Genomic DNA, 16,712 nt, shown 5'->3' on the forward strand with positions numbered 1-16,712 from the left:
AAGCTGGCCCCCATCATTACGTCAATCATTCTTGTCCGTCTCCGAAGGTTGCTGTTATTCCAATCCCCCGGATACGAGTGTCCTGAGCCAATTCTGAACCTATACAGCCGAGGCAGCACATCCAATGGTGGTCTAGGCGAAAATCCGCAGTTTTCGAGAGCGCGGCTCAATGCCCCACTCACCGGCTTCCCCGCCTGGGAAGGACAGTTAAGCCGTGATAGGTGCTTTAACGCACTACGCGAACAGCCCTCCAGAATTGCTGTCACCTTTCGGCTCCATACACCCCTTCAGCCCACAACCCGCGAGCTACTTGGTCCGCCCTACGATTCAGCTTTTGGTAGGTGATGGAACGGTTTTCTAAAGATAGAGCAAGGTACATGGGGGGACTTGAGAGTGTTGCCGAGCTATACGAGCAAGCAGTGAGGCATTCATTGTCGTCTCCAGAGGCGCCTGATTTGTATTTGTAAGGCTTCGGACTCAATGGCAAGGACACCTCTGGATCGAGGATATCGTCCGAAACAGCACTCTAGCGATCTTCGTCGTCACACCGGTTGAATCCACAGTCGACTACAGCCCTTCAAGCGGGTAGATGCGACATTTGATTATGACGACATACCGGGGAATATGGGGTTTGATCCCATAGCCGGACGCCGCCAAACCCTCACAAATCGCCACATCACCCCGCCCTCCCCCTGAAAGATGGGCCCAAGAATTGACCCAGCCCTCTACCGCGTCCTGCCGAACGAAGGCTTCAGCGATTGAGCCTGGTAATTTTTGAACCCTGCAATCCCAGTCCAGCCATTAAGCCCTTCTGATCAAAGATGAACGCATAGACATCGGACTGAGCCGTTGAAGTCGTCAGCGACTTAGCCATGCCTGAATCTACAAACACGATGCTTGGGCCCACTCCGACCTCAAATCCTTTGACATTTTTCAGATCGTTCATCGCTGAATAGGTCATGAAGAACATCACGTAACCAAACTTCTGCGCGCCCGCCTGAAGACCGTAGGAAGCTGCAGTGGTCGAGTAGTATCCCGTGACTTTGCCGTTCTCGATCAATTCGCCTTCGCCATGCTGTCCACCGACGATGAGACCCGCTTTCAGCACATCCGGGAAAACGAGGATACCCTTGGCTTTCTGCGCCAGGACACGCGCTTCTGGCGTACTGATATACAAACTCTTCAATGCCGCTTTCGCCTCCCGATCCATCTGAGCGTTCGCAGCCTTCACATCGGAGGCGGAAGTCGATTGATTCGTTTGGCACCCCGCGGTGATCGCGAAGATAGAAATCAATGCCATTATTTGAAGGTGTTTGATCATGAGAAATACTCTTTTTCTACCCTCACCATTGATGAACCTGCGTGACGACAGCCGTTGCTGATTGACGTCTGACAGGTCGGACCTTTATTACGTCGTACTCCAAACAATTGGACTCTAGCCCTGCCAAGCGTTTGGTCAAACACGATGCGATGAACGCTACGGATCGGCCCGGCAAACCAAAATGGATCGCGGTGGTTTTAGACAGACTCGGCGCCTTTTCCCGTCGTTCTGCCGACCTGAGCCTCTGGCTACGCTGACCTTGAAACCGAGAATTCATCAAGATGACACTCGCAGTGATGACGCCGGAGTGACTGAATTCCGCTGTGGGTTGCCGTCCTTCGCAACAGGCAACAATCGGCCAGAAGCTGCGATTAAGTCCGTCTGCGAAAGCAGGAACAGTCCAGTGGCAGACGAACCATTGCTCGCGTGGGTCGTTAGTAGTTACGAAGTGTTCGTGGTCAGGCCGATGAACCCCGATTCACCCACTGATAATCGTGGGAATGAATCTGGAGGTGGTCGTGAAGCTTGAAAAACGAAGTATCGAGTTTGTCCCTCACGCTGAGCGCTATGGCACACCCAGACGGTTGTTCACTATCTGGTTCAGCTCCAATTTCCAGGTGACTGCTCTGATGGTCGGCACGTTGGGCATCGCCTCGGGATTGAGCTTCGCCTGGACATTGCTCGGCCTGCTGATCGGCAATCTCGTCGGCACCATCTTCATGGCCGCACACTCCGCCCAGGGCCCTCATTTGGGCGTCCCACAGATGATTCAGAGCCGCGCACAATTCGGTGTCTATGGCGCTGCGATTCCCTTACTGGTGATGGTCACAGCGGCGGTGCTGTTCCTGGCCGCCAGTGGCGTCCTGATGCGCGATGCCTTGAAGGCACTGGTGCCCGTCAGCGATGACCAGGCCATCGTGGTGGTGGGCATTCTGACCTTCGTTATCGGTTTCGTGGGCTATGAGTTGATCCACCGTCTGGGGGCGTGGATGAGCCTGATATCGACGCTGGTATTTGCCAGCGCGCTGGCTTTGATCCTGCTGCACCCCAACGACGCGATAGCGACAACGGCAACAGGCCAGGGCTTTTCGCTGATTGCCTTTAACCTGGTCGTCGCGCAGGCGGCGTCCTGGACATTGGGTTACGGCCCTTACGTGGCGGACTACTCGCGTTACCTGCCGGCCCATGTCAGCACGCGCGCCACGTTCTGGACAACTTACTGCGGCTGTGCGCTCGGCTCTTTCGCCATGATGGCTTTGGGCGCTCTGGTGGCCGTTGCAATCCCTACAGCGCTCGGACATGACCCGGCAACCGCAATCGCCATGTTGTTCGGCCGCTGGGCACCATTGGCGTTGGGCGTGATTGCGCTCGGGGTGATCCAGTACAACGTGCTCTGCCTGTACAGCGCCTACATGTCTTCGGTGACGATCTTCGGAGCCTTTGGCGGGCTGCGATACGTCACAGCTTCTGCAAAAGCATTGGTGATGGCAGTGCTGAGCGTAGCCGCCACCCTGATCGCCATCGCCACCCAGTATCGTTTTGACACCTTCTTTGCAGACATTTTGATTGGCCAGCTCTACCTGCTGATCCCCTGGAGTGCGATCAACCTGGCTGACTACTACTGGGTGTGTCGCGGTCACTATGAGGTGGGCGAACTGTATGACCCCAAAGGTCGGTACGGGCGCTTCAATCGACGAACGCTAGCGGTGTATGCCGTCTCGATCATCGGTACGATCCCGTTCATGAAGCTTTCGTTCTACACCGGCTTTGTAGCGAACTGGCTGGAGGCGGACATCAGTTGGGCGGTGGGCCTGGTGCTCGCAGGGGCACTGTACTGCATGGTGAACAGCCAGCCCTCGCTCAAACAACATCAATCCCAATCGCCTGTTCCTGACTGATGCCTTGGCCACATGGGCTATACGGAGATGATGAAGTGGCCAGCAGCATGCCCATGGCGGAGAGCTGCCAACGCTACACCGGAAACGAAAAAGCCCGCTGTTTAGCGGGCTTCTCGTTTCCGGCGGTGATTACCAGTTCATGGCATACATCGCCGGTCTTGAGTGGGGGTCACTTCAAATGAACCTTCAGCTCCTCGCCAGCCTGCAGCATTGCAGAGCGTACCGCCGGAACCTGGCTGACCACGTTCAGCAAGCCGTAGTCATGGATCATGCCGTTGTAGCGCACCGCAGTGACCGGCACGCCGGCCTGGTCCAGTTTGCGAGCGTAGGCTTCCCCTTCGTCACGCAGCACATCGGCACTCGCGGTCTGGACCAGCGCTGGCGGCAGGCCTTTCAACTGCTCAGTGGTAGCGCGCAGCGGCGAGGCGTAGATCTCGGCACGTTGCCTGGAATCGGTGGTGTAGTTGTCCCAGAACCACTTCATCATGTTCCTGGTGAGGAAGTGCCCCTCGGCGTACTGGTTGTACGACGCTGTCTCGAAGTTGGCGTCGGTCACTGGCCACAGCAGCACCTGGTACTTGATGGCCGGGGTACCTTTATCCTTGGCCATCAGGCTGACCACGGCCGCCATGTTGCCGCCGACGCTGTTGCCCGCTACCGCCAGGCGCTTGCCGTCGACATTGATTTCCTTGCCGTGCTCGGCCACCCATTTGGTTGCCCCGTAGGCCTGGTTGATCGCCGTCGGGTAGTGCGCTTCAGGGGACGGGGTGTAATTGACGAACACCGCCACCGCCCCGGACCCGACGACCAGATCGCGCACCAGGCGCTCATGGGTCGGGAAGTCGCCGAGCACCCAGCCACCGCCGTGGAAGTACATGAACACAGGCAAGGTCCCCTTCACACCCGCCGGACGCACGATGGTCAAGCTGATGTCCTGGCCGTCGACGGTGATGGTCTTCTCGCTGACATCCGCCTTGGGCAGTGTCAGTTTCACCCCGGCCTGAGCGCCGGCCAGTACCGCGCGGGCGTCCTTCGGCGAAAGCTGCTCGATGGGTTTGCCACTGCCTGAGTTCAGTGCATCGAGGAATGCCTGGGTGTTGTGTTCGACGCCATCGTCAGCGAATGCGTTACCGATCGACAAGGCAAGGAGCGAGCCAACGAGTGTTTTGGTCAAGACGTTCATTTCATATCTCCTGTTTCTGCTGAGGCGGGAAATCAGACGGTGACGTGCAGACGGACATCGACGTTGCCACGGGTTGCGTTGGAGTACGGGCACACTTGATGGGCCGCCTCCACCAACGCTTGTGCATCGGCTTGCTCCAGGCCTGGCAGGTTGATGTTCAGCTCGATATCCAGGCCAAAGCCGCCCGGGACCTGGCCAATGCCGACCCGCGCAGTGATCGAGGCGTCGGCTGGAATGCTGCGTTTGCTCTGGCTGGCGACGAACTTCAGTGCACCGATGAAGCAGGCCGAGTAACCAGCGGCGAACAGTTGCTCAGGGTTGGTGGCATCACCACCGGCACCGCCCAATTCCTTCGGAGTGCTCAGTTTCACGTCGAGGTTGTTGTCGCTGGAGATGGCTCGGCCATCACGACCACCGGTTGCGGTTGCGACTGCGGTGTAGAGAACTTTCATGGCTTTCCTCACTTTTGAATGTCTTCGGGGAATTCTATTTGCGCTATAAATGTTTGCGCACTAACTATTAACAGTAAGTTACCGCTCAATAATTTAGCGCGCAAGCTTTTTATAAAATCGTCTGGAGCTGTAAAAAATTGATTTTCAAGAGGGTCACACCTCAGCCCGCCTGGGCTCGCCCGCGCGTTGTCGATGCCTTAGCGTCTCAAGCAACGACCGGAATCGGGCAGATTGCTTGTCGCTGCCAAGCCTGGGGTGTCATGCCTTCAGCCTTCACGAATGTACGGCAGAAGTGAGCTTGATCGCAGAAGCCGCATTCCAGCGCGATCTCTGCGATCAACATCGTGGAAGCCTTCAATAACTCCCTGCTCTTCATGACCCGCTGTTCACGCAGCCATCGCTGTGGAGGCATCCGGGTGCTTTTCTTGAACATGCGTGAGAAGTGACTGCGCGACAATGCGCAAGCTTCGGCTAGTTCAGTCACTGAAATGCCGGTATCCAGCCTGTCCAGCATCAGTTGTTTGGCAGTTCTTATCTGCCAGGACTTGAGCTGCCCTGTCGAAGCCAGTGTGAGAGTCGCCAGCACGGTAGATTTGTCCTTGTTCATACACATCCATCAATCCAGGTAACAGGATGCGAGCGCCTGACTCGAACAGCGCCGGGCATTGGAAATCCCCAGAGGTTCCCGGCCAGGCTCGTTGACTCGGTTCAGTCGACTGCGCACCCTTCGCAAGTCTGTGACCAGCCCCCAGGGCAGGGACTGGCGATGGCTCAGACAGATGCAGCGACAGGCGCCAGGGTGGGGCCATGCTGAACGCGCTCAGGTGCCTTGTGCACCATGGTATAGGCGTAGTCGACGCCCATGCCATATGCACCGGAATGCTCCTTTACCAGTTCCATTACGGCGTCGTAGGTGTCGCGGTTCTTCCAGTCCCGTTGCCATTCCAGCAGCACCTGCTGCCAGGTCACCGGTACCACGCCGGCCTGGATCATGCGCTGCATGGCGTAATCGTGGGCTTCTTTGGTGGTGCCGCCGGAGGCGTCCGCAACCATATAGATTTCATAGCCGGCATCGTTCATTGCCGACAGGGCGAAGGTGGCATTGCATACCTCGGTCCACAAGCCGGAGACGATGATCTTGTTGCGACCATTTCTCTTGAGTGCGTCGCGTACCTTCTGGTCATCCCAGGAGTTCATGGAGGTGCGCTCCAGCAGCGGAGCGTCCGGGAACACAGCGAGCAGCTCGGGGTAGGTGTGACCTGAGAAGCTTTCTGTCTCTACCGTGGTGAAGGTGGTGGGGACATTGAAAATCTTCGCTGCCTTGGCCAAGGCAACGGTATTGTTCTTCAGCGTTTGCCGGTCAATGCTCTGAACGCCGAAGGCCATCTGTGGCTGCTGATCGATGAAGATCAGTTGGCTGTTAAGCGGAGTCAGGACTTCAGTTTTAGGATTGCTCATTTTTGTTTCCTTTCAGCTTGATGAAGTTCAATCGCACCAGTCTCGGGTCCCGCACCTTGCAGGCATTACCGTAGCCACGAGCGCACTCCTCAGCGTCGTTGCTTGAGGACGAGCAAAAGATAACGAAACAAGGCGCCTGTCGGTGGCGCATTTTTGCGCTCCTGTCGGCTCATTTATGAGCCATAAAATTTGCGATCGCGCTGCTAGCATTCGCCCATTCGGATCAAGCCGGTCCGTCCTGTGCAGGAGAATGCAATGGCAGCTTCACAACCGTTCAACAAGCAGACCGCCTACTGGGGTGTTTCCTGGGAGGAGGCATATGGCTATCCGCAGGCACGGCGGGTAGGAAACGAGATCTACGTATCAGGTCAATTCAACCATGATGAGGAAGGTAATCTGGTAGCCCCGGCGCCGCTGGACGCCGACGGCAAGCCCAGTGATTTCTCCTCGATGGGAGAGCAGATGCGGGTCTCTTACGACAACATTTCGAAGCTGCTCGCCTTGTATGGCGCAACTATGCAAGATGTTGTCGAGGAAACGCTTTATGTACTGGACATGGACGCTGCGTTCGCGGTGGTCGGCAAAGTGCGCAAGGCGGCCTATGGCACTGAGCGGCCTCAGTGCGCGAGCAATATCATTGGGGTGTCGAGACTTGCCCAGCGTCCGCAGCTGATTGAGATCGTGTGCAAGGCCGTGATTGGCGCCCGAGACATCTGAGCTGCGCTCCCGGTTTCGATCCAGGGTTTGTACGAAAAGCCTAGGTGACCGGGAGTATCAATTGCCCCTCGACCAGGGGCTTTTGACTGGCCACGGCAGCGGCGCAGAAGGTCATGAATGCTTTGACTCGCCACGATTTTCGAATGTCCTGGTGAGTCAGCAGCCACAACTCATCCTGAAGCTCTGGCACCACCGGGCCGGCGCGTACCAACCCTGGGGTGATGTCGCCCAACATGCAGGGAAGGAATCCAAATCCCAGACCCGCCGCGATTGCAGCGCTGGCTGCTGCAACAGAATCGGTGCGGTACGCTATGCGCTCGGCAGCGACTCTGCTTTCGACATAGCTTGTCGCCTTCAAACCGCAGAGCGCTGCGGAGTATGACACCCATGCCTGGCCCTCTTCGAAAAGGGGCAAGGCAGTCACCTGCCTGGCGCAGCAGTAAGGTGCCCAGGCAATGTTCGCCAGTTTGCGTCCGACCAGGCTTTCCGCAGGTTTTCTCGTCGCTCGAATCGCGATATCCGATTCATCCCGGGCGAGGCTGAGGGTTTGATTGCCCACCAGCACCTCGATGGTGATTCCCTCGTTCAGGGCCTTGAAGTCCGCGATGATGGGGGTGAAGAAGTACAGCAGCAGCGAGTCGCTGGTGGTAATTCGAAGTTTCCCCAGGGGGCCTTGGCCTGAACGTGAAACACGCCGCGTGACGCTGACGATATCCAGCTCCACTCGCTCGGCGAGTGCTCGCAATTCAGCCCCCTCGGCGGTGAGCAGATACCCTGATTTGCGGTGATCGAACAGCGCGATGCCGAGCGTTCGCTCAACTTGAGCAACTCGACGCGAAACGGTGGATACATTGATGCCAAGCTTCTTGGCCGTAGCCGAACGATTGCCGCAATCACTGAGCGTCTTGATGATGCGCAAGTCGTCCCACGAGAGCTGATTGACAGCCTCGCCTACGTCCCACTTCGTCCCATCAGGGGTAGCCGGAGCTTTTCCAGTTGGCGATTTCACACAGTTCGTTCCAGATGCGAAGGCGCCGATGATACGAGAAGTGGTTGGGTGAAGCAGCCACATTGTTCCGGCGATTGGTTGAAAGCTGTTATGCCGACTGGCTGCCATGGGTTGTGGATTACTGCCCATCACGGTAGATACAGCCGCAGTTCAAGCGCATTGGCGTATTCAGCTTCTGGTTCAACCGTTTCAATCAGCAGTTGCGACGGTAGTGGTTAGACCGTCGCTTTCCAGTTGGGCGCGGCCTTTCAGGCAATGTTGGAGATGGCCTGAAGAAGTTGTGGAACTCAGGGAATCGAACGGTAGTCGCTGCGGTCCAACCCCCGGTTGGACAACGGGCGCGAGATGCAAAAGTATCGTCTGCCGACCATCATTGCCTCTGGGAGAACCAAGTGTTAACTGTCTTTGTACGTCAAATATTCCGGTTAGCGATACCGCTCTTTTCCATTGGCACTTCGTCCGCTGTTTTAGCCTGCCCGGAAGGACAGTACCAAGTCTGCATGGTCGCTTGTTTTTGTGCTCCAGGCTCCAAAGAGGAAAACGGGGAAATATTCGAAAGCATGAACCAAATGGCGGCCTTTGGATTGCAGAATTGGATCGTGCAATCGCGCAACACCGCGGCAACTGGCGATATTCGGACAATCCCGCTGAACATCCGGGCCCAACTCGAACCCTACTATGACATCCAGGTGCTCGATTCGGCTCGCTACAAGGTAGGCGATGATGCAGAGCTGAACGCCGCACACGCCATGCTGCAGAATCCCGATGTAAGTGCGGTCACCCTTATGGACATCATCGTCTTTCGCAGTCCCGATGATGCGCTTAACAATGTCGCGCTATGGGCACATGAGTTGAAGCACGTGCAGCAATACCTGCAATGGGGAGTTCGCGAATTTGCCACTCGCTATACCCGTGACTACACAACCGTTGAGGCGCCTGCCTATGAGATTCAAACCCAGGTATCCAGAGCGCTGAGAGTCAGCATGGCCAAGCTGGAGCCGCCTCGAAATCCTTGAGTTCAAAGGACCAAACCTGGTCGGCTAATGACGGAAGAGATAATTGAAACGACCCGTCATAGACGTTTTTTAACGTCCGCAAAGGGTCCGGGCCGTGCGCAAACACCGATGCCAAATCGAAGGGCGGAATGGTGCGCAGGTTTTCCCACAGTCCGGACCCAAAGCGAACTCATGTTCTGCTTCTTGCCAACATTCAAACGATCCGATGGTTGCTCCTGGCAAATCCACCGCTGCGGTTATGCTGGGAACATTCAGGCTTGCAGAAATGGTTCTGACAGCCTGGGGGTACTGGAGGTGTTGGTCTAGTCCCTGTGGTGTTTGCGCCAACCATAGTGATGGCCACGGTCGTGGCGGTGACGACGCCAGCCCTGATCATCGTCGTCATCATCGTCGTCATAGTCACGACCACGATAGTGATGACCACGGTAGCGATGACCGCTTTCATCGTCATATTCCCGGCCCATGTGGTTGCCCAGCGCACTGCCCACGCCGCCACCGGCTGCCGCGCCGATCAGGCTGCCAGTGGTGCCGCCCATCTTGCGACCTACCACGTTACCGCCGGCTGCGCCCAGTGCGCCGCCAATGGCCGCTTCGCCACGACTGTGTTTGTTGGCACCCACCGCACCACCGGCCGCGCCACCCACACCTGCGCCGATTGCCGAGCCGGTGCTGCCGCCGATCGACTGGCCGACCACCGAGCCCAATACTCCGCCCAATGCACCGCCTATGCCCGCTTCGGTATTGCTGCCTGCCGACGCAACGCCGCTTAGCAGGCCAAGTGACAACAAGAGAATCGAGGAGTACTTCATTTATGAAAGCCTTAAAGGGGTGCCGAGGCGATCCTGAGGCTCTGGACGGGGGCTTACAATTGAAATCCGACGAGTAACACGAATTGAAAAAATTCACTAAGTAACTGTTTTTTCAATGAAACTTTAGGGATTTTCGGCTGTCTTGGGCTGATCGCGAAAGTCCTTTTCAGGACACTGCCGCGCCCTGCAGCAATGCGCTTCAACCAGACAGCGTCCCCGATACGCAGCGGGGCAAGCCTTGTTCGCTGACATGGCGATGTCCTTATCGGCAATGATGCAGACATCTTGCGGCCTTCACCCCCCCAACCCTTCTCGAACGATGTCGAAAAAGGTCGTCAGGATTCGCCGCGAACTCTGTGCCCGCAGGCATACCAGGGTCTCGGTGAAGCAGCGCAGGCAGTCGCTGATCGGCAATCCGCGAAGCCGGGAATCAGAACCCAACTCGGCTGCCGAGACCACTCCGACGCCAATGCCGATCGCCACGGCTTCGCGCGCGGCCTCGCGCCCCTGCGCGACGATCGCCTTGCGGATGCGCAAGCCTGCTGCCGCCATCTCCTCTTCGAGGTACAGCCGCGTCACCGAGCCTTGTTCGCGCAAGACCAGCGGCGTGTTGTCCAGGTCAGCCAGGCAAATGGAGCTGCGTTGTGCCCATGGATGGTCATGGGCGACGAAGGCGAGCATGGGATCACTGCGCAACTGCAGCGTCAGCAGGCGCTCGTCCTCGATGTGCCGCCCCAACAGGGCTATGTCTGCCTGGTGTCCGAACAAGCGTTGCAGGACCTCATCGGTGTTGGCCGTTTCAATGTTCACATCGACACCGGGATAACGGCTGCAGAAACGGGCGACATAGGGCAATACATGTACCGGTGCATCCACGGCGAGGTTCAGGGTCCCGGTGGACAGGGTTCGGTAGTCCATGAGCATGTCGTGGGCATCGACGCTGATATCGAACAGGCGCTGGGTCAGGCCGAACAATTGCTCGCCCACTTCAGTCAGGCGCACCAGACGCTTGTCGCGATAGAACACCATCACCCCGTAGTAATCCTCGAGCTTGCGCACCTGGTCGGACACCGCTGGCTGGGACAGGCAGAGCTGCTCGGCGGCCCGGGTGAAGCTGCCATTCATGGCCACGGCGTGGAACGCCTTGAGTTGCGTATGGGAAATCGCCATAAGGACCTTATATAGATTCAACTTATTCGTGCATTCGTTAAATCGATTTTATTTATAAAAGATGAACTGCAAGCATGGTTTTCGCAAGTCGCCCGGGGCGTGGAAATGATCGTGACCGCCGCGTGCGCGTGATTGTGTCCTGCCCCCTTATCTTGAACCGATCGATGGAGATGCCCCCATGCGCCCCTACTGGCTCGAACAGGCCCTGAAAGACCAACCCGACACACCCTGTCCACCGCTGCAGCAGGATACCCGCGCCGATGTCTGCATCGTCGGTGGCGGCTACACAGGCTTGTGGACCGCGATCATGATCAAGGAGCAGAACCCCGAACTGGACGTGGTCATCGTCGAAGCCGACATTTGCGGCGCCGGTGCCAGCGGACGAAACGGCGGTTGCGCTCTGTCCTGGTCGGCCAAGTACTTCACCCTGGAGCGCTTGTTCGGCGTCCAGGAGGCGGTACGCCTGGTCAAGGAATCGGAGCGGAGCATCTACGCCATCGGCAGCTTTTGCGAAAAGTACGCGGTGGATGCCGATTACCGTCTCGATGGCACGCTCTACACAGCGACCAACCGCGCCCAGTTGGGTTCGACCGACGGGGTGATCGCGGCGCTGGAGCGCAATGGCATCAACTCTTTCTGCAAATACGCGCAGGCGGACGTGCAGCGTATGGCGGGTTCGACCCGGCACATCGAAGGCTGGTTTTCGCCGGCGGCTGCCAGTGTGCAGCCGGGCAAGCTGGTGCGCGGCCTGCGTCGGGTCGCGCTGGAACTGGGGGTGCGCATCTACGAAGGTTCGCCGATGACCGGCCTGGAACAAGGGCTGCCGGCCACCGTCAGCACGCCGGGCGGGCAAGTGGTCGCCGATCGTGTGGTGATGGCGATCAATGCCTGGATGGCGCGGGCCTTTCCAGAGTTCGAACGTACAGTGGCCATTGTCTCCAGCGACATGATCATCACCGAACCGCGACCTGACCTGCTCAAGCGCATCGGCCTGACCAGCGGCGTCACCGTACTCGACTCGCGGATCTTCGTGCACTACTACCACAACACGCCGGACGGCCGGATCATGCTCGGCAAAGGCGGCAATACCTTCGCCTACGGCGGGCGCATCCTGCCGGTATTCGACCAGCCCTCCCCCTATGAAGGCCTGTTGCGTAACACCCTGGGGGCGTTCTTTCCGGACTTTGCCGATGTCGGCATCGCCGCCACCTGGAACGGCCCGTCCGACCGCTCGGTCACCGGGCTGCCGTTCTTCGGCCGCATGGGTGCACGGGGCAACATTTTCTATGGCTTCGGTTACTCCGGCAGCGGCGTCGGCCCCTGTCACATGGGCGGGCAGATCCTCTCGTCGCTGGTGCTCGGGCTGGACAATCCCTGGACGCGCTCACCGCTGCTGCAAGGCCCCCGCGGTCACTTCCCCCCGGAACCGATTCGCTACCTGGGTTCACTGATGGTGCGCAATGCCGTTCGCCGCAAGGAACGAGCCGAGGACCGCAATCGCCGCCCGAATCGGCTGGACGTACGCCTGGCAAAGTTCGCCGCGGCAGCCGGCAAGGCGGATAAGGGCTGATCGCTTCGACCGGCAAAGGCGAGGCATCACCTGTCATTTCAGTGAAAACCGGGCGAGCCATCATCCGGACACTTATAAGCTCAGCTTGTTTGTGACATGTGATAAATCGATTTCAGTTATTTTTATGCGAATGTTTCTATCGCTCCGTGCATCACTCCCCACAAAAACAAAACCGCCGGAGAAGATCATGACCAAAGCTGAATTCCCGTCTCCCCTGCCGCTGGCCACACCAGCCCTGGGCGAGCCCTACCTGCTGACCCCGGGGCCGCTGACCACCTCCAAAGCCACCAAGGAAGCCATGCTCCGTGACTGGGGTTCATGGGACGGGGCCTTCAACCGCGTCACCGCCGAAGTTCGCCAGCATCTGCTGCACATGGCCGGCGTGCAAGACGACAGTTTTGCCTGTGTACCCTTGCAAGGCAGTGGCAGCTACTCGGTGGAGGCGGCGCTGGCCACGGCCATCCCCCGTGACGGCAAGGCCCTGGTGCTGATGAACGGCGCCTACGGCCAGCGCGCCACCAAGACCCTGGAATACCTGGGTCGCGCCTGCATTACCCTGGACAAGGGTGACTACTTGCCGCCGCAGCCGGATGAAGTGGATGCACTGCTCACTGCCAATCCGGATGTGACCCATGTCTTTCTGGTCCATTGCGAAACCAGCTCCGGCATCCTCAACCCGCTGCGCGCGATTGCCGATGTGGTGAAGGCCCACGGCAAGCGCCTGATCATCGACGCCATGAGCACCTTCGGCGCCGTGCCGGTGACCGTCGAGGACATCGCCTTTGACGTGCTGGTGTCCTCGGCCAACAAGTGCATCGAAGGCATCCCCGGCTTCGGCTTCGTCATCATCCGCCGCTCCGTCCTGGAAGCGGCCAAGGGCCGCGCCAATTCGTTGTCCCTCGATCTCTACGAGCAATGGGTCTACATGGAACGCACCGGTCAATGGCGTTTCACACCGCCGACCCACAGCGTCGTGGCCTTCCACAAGGCCCTTGAACAACATGCAGACGAAGGTGGTGTGCAGGGGCGCCTGGCGCGCTATACACACAACCGCGACGTATTGGTCAGCGGCATGCGTGAGCTGGGCTTCCGCACCCTGCTGGAAGACTGCTGGCTGTCGCCGATCATCACCACGTTCTTCTGCCCCGAGCATCCTGACTTCCAGTTCACGCGTTTCTACGAAGAACTCAAGACCCGCCAATTCATCATCTACCCGGGCAAGTTGACCCAGGCCGAAAGCTTCCGCATCGGCTGCATCGGTCAGATCGACGAATACGTCGTCCACCAGTTGCTGCGCGCCATCGCCGACAGCCTCCTGGCCATGGGCGTGGACATGCCAAAACCGAACACCTGAACGCCCCCTTTCAAGGTCCTCGTCAATTCGAGCAAAGGTGCAATGGGTAGCGCCTCTGGGCAGGGACCTTTTTTTAATCATGGACTCGTTGACTCACCGCTCGGTTGCACCGGGCACACGTCAGCGATCGCGACAAGTTGATACCTCAAGCCTGATGCCGTTCCCACTGCCATCTGATCGATGTCGTGCGTCCGGACGGGCTTGTGCACCAAAAAAAACAAAAACCAACCTCAATTGCGCTGTCTGGCACCTCACACGGGATCAGAACACCATGAACCAGAACACCACGAGTCCTCTCGCAACCGGCTGGAAATCCCTCCAGCGCTGGCGCGTGCAGATCTTCCTCATCACCTGGGTGGCCTATGCCGCCTTCTACTTCACCCGAAAGGCGTTCTCCGTCGCCAAGCTGGGTATTGGCGAAGACCCGGAGTTCGTGCTCGAAAAGGCCATGATGGCCAATCTCGATGCCCTCTACCTGACCGCTTATGCCGTCGGCCAGTTCCTGTGGGGCAACTTCTCGGATCGCTTCGGGCCCAGGGTCGTGGTCCTCAGCGGCCTGGTCATTTCGGCCCTGGCGGCGATCGCCATGGGGACCTATGCGACCCTGCCGATCTTCGTCTCCTGCATGCTGGTGCAGGGGCTTGCCCAGTCCACCGGCTGGTCGGGCCTGTGCAAGAACGTCGGCAGTTTCTTCGCGACCGGTGAGCGTGGCCGCGTGCTGGGTTACTGGAGCACCAGTTATGCCTTCGGCGGCCTGGTGGCCACGCCTTTTGCCGGCTGGTGGGCCTATAACTCGTACCACGACTGGCGTCTCGCCTTTATCAGCAGTGCTGTCGTGGTGCTGGTGGTGGCGGTGTTGTTCTTTCTCTTGCAACGCAACCGGCCGGAGGACGTCGGCCTGCCCGCCGTGGAGATCGAGCTCGAGCCTGTCGGCAATGCCGTCGTTCCTCGCGAAAGCCTGTGGGCCGGCTTGCGCACCGTGATGAAGAACCGGACCGTGATGGTGCTCGGCCTTGCGTATTTCATGCTCAAGCCAGCGCGCTACGCCATCCTGCTGTGGGGCCCGGTGATCATCTACGAACGCATGCCCGAGATTGGCAAGGTCGCATCCGCCATCGTCCCCACGTCCTTTGAACTGGCGGGCCTGATCGGTCCGATCCTCATCGGTATCGCCTCGGACAAGTACTTCGGCGCCCGTCGCATCCCGGCCTGCGTGCTCAGCCTGGTCATCCTCACTGCCTGCCTGGGGTTGTTCGTTCCTGCCATGCAGAGCGGCAGCCTGTACATGGTGGTCGGCCTGCTGTTCATGATGGGCCTGACGCTCTACGGGCCGGATTCGATGATCAGCGGCTCGGCGGCCATCGACTTCGGCAGCAAGGACGGCGCGGCCTCCGCCGCCGGTTTCGTCAATGGCTGCGGTTCGGTCGGTGCGGTCCTCGGCGGCTTGCTGCCGGGTTACTTCGACACCATCACCGTGTTCCTGATCTTCACCGGTACTGCGCTGCTGGCCAGCCTGATGCTGGTGCCTTTCTGGAACGCCCGCCCGAAAACCGTGGAAAACCAGCGGCAGGCCTCGACCCCGGTGCAATCGGTCGGCGCCACCACTGTCTCCTGAACCCGATCTCCCAACCTGACAATCACTGGAGCAATCAACATGCATTACCAACAACCGACCCAACTGCAAGCCGTGGTTCTGGACTGGGCGGGCACCGTCGTTGACTTCGGTTCCTTCGCGCCGACGCAGATTTTCGTCGAAGCCTTCGCCGAGTTCGGTGTCGCCGTTTCCCTGGCGGAAGCCCGCGGACCGATGGGCATGGGCAAGTGGGATCACATCCGCACGCTGTGCAACGAGCCGCAGATTGCCGATCGCTACCATGCCGTGTTCGGCCGCCTGCCCACCGATGACGATGTCACCGCCCTCTACGAACGCTTCATGCCGTTGCAGATCGAAAAGATCGCCCTGCATTCGGCGTTGATTCCCGGCGCACTCGAGACTATCGACGGCTTGCGCGACAAGGGCCTGAAAATCGGCTCCTGCTCGGGCTATCCGGCCGTGGTCATGGAAAAAGTCGTAGAGCTGGCGCGCACCAACGGCTATGTCACCGACCATGTCGTCGCCACCGACGAAGTGCCTAACGGTCGCCCGCATCCCGCACAGGCCTTGGCCAATGTCATTGCCCTGGGGATCAACGATGTCGCGGCTTGCGTCAAGGTCGACGACACCTGGCCGGGCATCCTCGAAGGCCGCAGCGCGGGCATGTGGACGGTCGCACTGACCTGCTCCGGCAACGCACTGGGTCTGACCTATGAGGAATTCAAGGACCTGTCCCTGGAAGAGTTGGCCGAAGAACGCGCACGCATCATCAAGATGTTCGAAGGCTCTCGCCCTCACTACCTGATCGACACCATCGTCGAGTTGCCGGCGGTGATCGAAGACATCAATGCGCGACTGGCCCGTGGAGAAACGCCTCAGGGCTCCTGACCCTGCGCGAACGGTGCCATTGACTGTGACCGTCCCGCGGACGGTCACGCCCTGAAACGACAAGAGAACACCACCATGAAATACGCTCACCCCGGTACTGAAGGCGCTATCGTTTCGTTCAAAGCCAAATACGGTAACTACATCGGCGGCGAATTCGTCGCGCCGGTCAAAGGTCAGTACTTCACCAATACCTCGCCAGTGAATGGCCAACCGATTGCCGAATTCCCCCGCTCCACGGCCGAAGACATCGACAAGGCCCTGGATGCCGCCCAC

15 protein-coding genes and 1 pseudogene are annotated in these 16,712 nt (G+C 58.8%); 8 read left to right on the top strand and 8 right to left on the bottom strand.

What is annotated here, in order from left to right; translation table 11 throughout:
• Positions 1-751: 751 nt before the first annotated feature.
• A complete protein-coding gene (locus tag CAG47_RS25395; protein ID WP_085728605.1) occupies positions 752-1,321 on the bottom strand; it encodes a YSC84-related protein in 570 nt (189 codons plus the stop codon).
• 518 nt (positions 1,322-1,839) lie between these two features.
• Here CAG47_RS25395 and CAG47_RS25400 point away from each other — a divergent pair.
• On the top strand, positions 1,840-3,219 hold the full coding sequence (locus CAG47_RS25400) for a cytosine permease (protein ID WP_085728633.1): 1,380 nt from the start codon (positions 1,840-1,842) through the stop codon (positions 3,217-3,219).
• A gap of 169 nt (positions 3,220-3,388) precedes the next feature.
• Here the strand turns inward: CAG47_RS25400 and CAG47_RS25405 are convergent, their stop codons facing one another.
• The 4 genes from CAG47_RS25405 to CAG47_RS25420 form a co-directional block, all read right to left on the bottom strand.
• A complete protein-coding gene (locus CAG47_RS25405; RefSeq protein WP_085728607.1) occupies positions 3,389-4,402 on the bottom strand; it encodes an alpha/beta hydrolase in 1,014 nt (337 codons plus the stop codon).
• A 32-nt stretch (positions 4,403-4,434) separates the two neighbouring features.
• Complete coding sequence (locus CAG47_RS25410) at positions 4,435-4,854, bottom strand: organic hydroperoxide resistance protein (RefSeq protein WP_085728609.1); 420 nt, start codon at positions 4,852-4,854, stop codon at positions 4,435-4,437.
• Between the two features lie 205 nt (positions 4,855-5,059).
• Entirely contained in the window at positions 5,060-5,461 is a 402-nt protein-coding gene (locus tag CAG47_RS25415; protein ID WP_085728635.1) for a helix-turn-helix domain-containing protein, read from the bottom strand.
• A 164-nt stretch (positions 5,462-5,625) separates the two neighbouring features.
• Positions 5,626-6,312, bottom strand: coding sequence for a hydrolase (locus CAG47_RS25420; protein ID WP_008020170.1), 687 nt, complete (start codon positions 6,310-6,312; stop codon positions 5,626-5,628).
• A 255-nt stretch (positions 6,313-6,567) separates the two neighbouring features.
• Between CAG47_RS25420 and CAG47_RS25425 the strand changes: the two genes are divergently transcribed.
• The gene (locus CAG47_RS25425; protein ID WP_085728611.1) at positions 6,568-7,029 is read left to right on the top strand and encodes a RidA family protein; all 462 of its coding nucleotides are present in this window, start codon (positions 6,568-6,570) and stop codon (positions 7,027-7,029) included.
• Between the two features lie 40 nt (positions 7,030-7,069).
• Here CAG47_RS25425 and CAG47_RS25430 read toward each other — a convergent pair whose 3' ends face one another.
• Complete coding sequence (locus CAG47_RS25430) at positions 7,070-8,038, bottom strand: LysR family transcriptional regulator (RefSeq protein WP_177409076.1); 969 nt, start codon at positions 8,036-8,038, stop codon at positions 7,070-7,072.
• Between the two features lie 392 nt (positions 8,039-8,430).
• Here CAG47_RS25430 and CAG47_RS25435 point away from each other — a divergent pair, with 392 nt between their 5' ends.
• A complete protein-coding gene (locus CAG47_RS25435; protein ID WP_256577544.1) occupies positions 8,431-9,054 on the top strand; it encodes a DUF4157 domain-containing protein in 624 nt (207 codons plus the stop codon).
• A gap of 302 nt (positions 9,055-9,356) precedes the next feature.
• On the opposite strand, the gene CAG47_RS25440 is transcribed toward CAG47_RS25435, so the two are convergent.
• On the bottom strand, positions 9,357-9,863 hold the full coding sequence (locus CAG47_RS25440) for a glycine zipper domain-containing protein (RefSeq protein WP_085728615.1): 507 nt from the start codon (positions 9,861-9,863) through the stop codon (positions 9,357-9,359).
• A 294-nt stretch (positions 9,864-10,157) separates the two neighbouring features.
• Positions 10,158-11,033, bottom strand: coding sequence for a LysR substrate-binding domain-containing protein (locus CAG47_RS25445; RefSeq protein ID WP_085728617.1), 876 nt, complete (start codon positions 11,031-11,033; stop codon positions 10,158-10,160).
• A gap of 178 nt (positions 11,034-11,211) precedes the next feature.
• Here CAG47_RS25445 and CAG47_RS25450 point away from each other — a divergent pair, with 178 nt between their 5' ends.
• The 5 genes and pseudogenes from CAG47_RS25450 to CAG47_RS25470 all read left to right on the top strand — a co-directional run.
• Entirely contained in the window at positions 11,212-12,603 is a 1,392-nt protein-coding gene (locus CAG47_RS25450; protein ID WP_085728620.1) for an FAD-dependent oxidoreductase, read from the top strand.
• A 187-nt stretch (positions 12,604-12,790) separates the two neighbouring features.
• The gene (locus CAG47_RS25455; protein ID WP_085728623.1) at positions 12,791-13,957 is read left to right on the top strand and encodes a 2-aminoethylphosphonate--pyruvate transaminase; all 1,167 of its coding nucleotides are present in this window, start codon (positions 12,791-12,793) and stop codon (positions 13,955-13,957) included.
• A 271-nt stretch (positions 13,958-14,228) separates the two neighbouring features.
• Positions 14,229-15,572: an MFS transporter gene (locus tag CAG47_RS25460; RefSeq protein WP_085728625.1), complete on the top strand. Its 1,344-nt coding sequence runs from the start codon at positions 14,229-14,231 to the stop codon at positions 15,570-15,572.
• Between the two features lie 39 nt (positions 15,573-15,611).
• Entirely contained in the window at positions 15,612-16,439 is an 828-nt protein-coding gene (gene phnX, locus CAG47_RS25465) for a phosphonoacetaldehyde hydrolase (RefSeq protein WP_085728627.1), read from the top strand.
• 75 nt (positions 16,440-16,514) lie between these two features.
• Positions 16,515-16,712 (top strand): annotated as a pseudogene (locus CAG47_RS25470) (aldehyde dehydrogenase); the annotation flags it as partial.

The sequence above is a fragment of the Pseudomonas sp. R37(2017) genome (genome assembly GCF_002113375.1).
Lineage (GTDB): Bacteria > Pseudomonadota > Gammaproteobacteria > Pseudomonadales > Pseudomonadaceae > Aquipseudomonas.